Consider the following 3394-nt stretch of genomic DNA (forward strand, 5'->3'; position numbering starts at 1 on the left):
GTTCGGGGTAGCGGCCGGAGTACCCGTGCGTCTCCCGGAACGCCTGCCACGCCTGCGTCGTCTCCGCGAGGGCGGCCAGCGGGTCCAGTCGGGCCGGCGGATCGCCGTACGCCTCACCGAACGCGAGGTCCATCCCGATCACCTGACCGGCGGAGACCTCGAACTCGTGGGTCACCCGATCGGTGCCCGCCCGCAGGTGCAGACCCCCGGCGCGCAACACCAGCACCACCGGGCCGGCCCCGGCCAGCACCCCGCCGTCCGGCTGGTCGTGCAGGTACGGCGTGAGCAGGCCGTACTCCGGGCGGGGTGCGAAGTCGAGCCCCATCCGCACCCGCCCGGACAGCCCCTTGACGACCCGGATCAGCACGGCCGGGGAGTTCTTGCCCAACTCGTGGGCGCGGGCGCCCACCTCGGCGGCGAGGGCGTCGACGACCGCCACGCTGCCGTGCGGCGTGTGGTGCACCGTCCGCAGCACCAGCGAGTCCGGCAGGTACGCGCGCTCCACCCGGTGGCCCGGACCGCCGACGCCTACCGGCGCCAGCCGGAAATGGCCGGCACCCGGGTCGAGCAGCCGCGCGAACACGGCCGACCCGTCGAACCGGTGCGGGCACCACCAGTCGATCGAGCCGTCCTTGCCGACCAGGGCACCCGAACGGGAGTCCGAGAGGAACCCGTAGTCGGAGATCGCCGGCTGCTGCTCCACCCGCCGGGGGTACCCGCATCAGGCCGGATCAGACCGGGCGCCTCACTCGGTGGGCGGCTCGTCCTCCCCCGCCGCCTCGGCCGCGTCGGCCTCCTCCTTGGTCTTGTGCACCGCCTGGTCGGCGTGCTCCGGCGGCCCGTAGACCGTGTACAGCACCAGCGGGTTGGGGCCGGTGTTGACGAAGTTGTGCTTGGTGCCCGCCGGAACCACGACCAGGTCGCCCGCGGCGACCTTCCGCTTCGCGCCGGCGACCCGGGCCTCGCCGACGCCGCTGACGAAGGTCAGGATCTGGTCGATGCCCTCGTGCACCTCCTCGCCGATCTCCCCATCCGGCGGAATGGTCATGATGACCAGCTGGGTGTGCTCACCGGTCCACAGCACCCGCCGGAAATCCGGGCTCTTCTCGGCGACAGTCGCGATAGTGAAATGCTCCATGCCCACGCTCATACCCCGTCCGGCGGCGCGCCACGCCGGGAGTCGCAGATGATGGAATTCCCCACGGTCAGAGGGTTTGGATGCGCGCGGACCGGGGATCGACAGCGCGGACCGGCACGAAGCGCCGGTCGAGCCAGGTCCCCGCCGGCGTACCGCCGAACGGCTGCGGTGGTGGGAGACGGCCAGAGCGCGGCGACGTTCCGACCACGGTCGAGCGGCGCCGTGCGCTCTTTCGAGCCACCGTGCGCTCACCCGACTCAGCGATGGAGCCAGGTGAGCAGCTCGGACGGGGCCAGCGCGGCGACCCGTTGCTGATAGCGGGATCGCGCGGGCTCGTCCAGCAGGTCGCGTCCCTGACCGGAGCCTCCTCGGCGAAAGAACGCCAGGCGGTCGCGCAGCACGCCGAGGGTGTCCGGTGCCAGCTGGTCGGCGCGCTCGCGCATGCGGCCGAAGGTGGCCGCCTCGATGAGCGCGGGCCAGCGCGCGTCGGGGACCGTGATGCCCCACCGGTCGGCGAGCCGGCGCATCTCACCGCCCAGATCGGCCAGCAGGTCGTCGTAGTGCACCAATTCGATGTTCGGCTCGTGCCGGCGGGCCCACGCGTCAGTCAGGTGTATCAGCACCCCGGGGAGCGAATCCAGCTCGGAGTGCGGGTCCACCTCCCGGTCGACCCAGCTCGTCAACCACTCCCGCACCGGGGGCCGCTCACCCGGCGGCCCGGCCGGGGCGGGTCGGCCGGTCAGCTCGGCCAGCCGCGCCCGGTCCAGGTTGGCGGCCTGGTGATAGAGGGAAACCGCCATGTCCAGTGGGTGTCGGGCCACCACCACGTAGTGCACCCGCGGGTCGAGCGGCACCCCGTCCAGCGGGGTGTGCGTCTTGATGAACCGCCGGTGCTGCTGGGCGGCCAGCCGGTCGTACACCGTGGCCCGCGGTTCGCCCAACCAGTCCAGCCACGGCGACAACTCGGGCAGCGGCGCCGGCAGGTCCGGGGTGCCCAGCACCAGGAGCGCACAGATCATCTGCATCCAGGTGGTGCCGCTCTTGGACCGGGTGCTGATCACGATGTCGCCGTCGCGGAACGGGAAACCGGTCCACCGCGCGCTGTCCTCGTCGTCGGATCGGTACCGGTGAATTGGCGTGAGCACCGGTGGATGGTAGTCGTCGAACCGACAGTCGAGCAGCCGAATTCCGACTTACACCCCTGTGAGACATGCGCATGCCTGGCTAGATTGAAGTATGGTGCCCGCCCACGGGGGCCGGGCGGCGGCAACGCTCTACCGCCCCATCCTCGCCAACCGACGAGGCGAGCTTGAGGCCCTGAGCCACCTCGATCCCGCGTACGCCGAGCTGGTCGCCCCGGTCCTGGAGATCGGCACGATCGACAGGTCCACCATGGACACCGTTCGCCGGCTGCCGTCCGGGCTGCTGCCCGCCGTCGACGTCAGCGCGCTGCCCGACATCCCCGAGGCGGAGCTGACCCGCTGGGGCGTACCGATGGTGCCGGTCATCGGGCTCTCCGAGAGCGACCACCGGCTGGTCGCGCACGGCGCGGCGGCCCGGGCGTACGGCCGCCGGGCGCTCATCCGGCTGCGGGCCGGCCAGGACCGGGCCGGGCCGGACGCGAGCACCACCGCTGTGGAACGGATCTGGCGGTTCACCGACCTCGCCCCGGAGGAGTGCGACCTGCTGGTGGACGCGGGGGACGTGTGCTGCCCGGCGGACGTGCGGGCCGCCGAGCCCCGGATACGCCGCCTGCTGGACTGGGCGCGCCGACACGCCTGGCGGTCGGTGACGGTGGCGGCGGGCGGCATGCCGCCGACGCTGTCCGGCCTGCCCACCGACGAACCGGTCCAGTTGGACCGTTGGGACTGGCAGCTGTGGCGACGGCTGGCCGACGCCGGGGTCGACTACGGCGACTACGGCGTCCACCCGGCGGTGCCGGGCACCGGTGATCCCGGCGACCGGTTGCCGACGGTGCGGTACACCGACGACGGCAGTTGGTGGATCTACCGCTGGGCGCGACGCGGCGGCCGGGGCGACGACCGGTTCGCCGACCTGTGTCGCACGCTGGTGTCGGCGCCACACTGGCCGACCACCGGGGCGGCCTTCTCGTGGGGTGACCATGAGCTGTTGCGCCGGGCCCGCAGGGGTGCCGGCGCCGGCTCGACCGCCAACTGGGCGGCGTGGAGCACCTCGCACCACCTGGCCCACGTGCTGAACACGCTGTTGCACCCGGCCGACGACGGTGTGCCGAGG

At 72.8% G+C, this 3394-nt stretch carries 4 protein-coding genes; 1 reads left to right on the top strand and 3 read right to left on the bottom strand.

What is annotated here, in order from left to right; genetic code table 11:
• The 3 genes from KBX53_RS26865 to KBX53_RS26875 form a co-directional block, all read right to left on the bottom strand.
• Positions 1-703: trehalase-like domain-containing protein (locus tag KBX53_RS26865; RefSeq protein WP_309140860.1), on the bottom strand; the 703-nt coding region annotated here is incomplete at its 3' end.
• 42 nt (positions 704-745) lie between these two features.
• Positions 746-1138, bottom strand: coding sequence for a cupin domain-containing protein (locus tag KBX53_RS26870; RefSeq protein WP_036411381.1), 393 nt, complete (start codon positions 1136-1138; stop codon positions 746-748).
• A gap of 257 nt (positions 1139-1395) precedes the next feature.
• Positions 1396-2283: a sulfotransferase domain-containing protein gene (locus tag KBX53_RS26875; RefSeq protein ID WP_210862324.1), complete on the bottom strand. Its 888-nt coding sequence runs from the start codon at positions 2281-2283 to the stop codon at positions 1396-1398.
• A gap of 91 nt (positions 2284-2374) precedes the next feature.
• On the opposite strand from KBX53_RS26875, the gene KBX53_RS26880 reads away from it, so the two are divergent.
• Positions 2375-3394, top strand: a 1020-nt coding sequence (locus tag KBX53_RS26880) for a beta family protein (protein WP_210862326.1), incomplete at its 3' end; no start/stop codon positions are given.

The organism is Micromonospora sp. M51 (assembly GCF_018070305.1).
GTDB lineage: Bacteria > Actinomycetota > Actinomycetes > Mycobacteriales > Micromonosporaceae > Micromonospora > Micromonospora parva.

Excerpts from the sequence above, each read along its gene's own strand:
- KBX53_RS26870 (WP_036411381.1), bottom strand. The coding sequence starts at position 1,138 with ATGGAGCATTTCACTATCGCGACTGTCGCCGAGAAGAGCCCGGATTTC.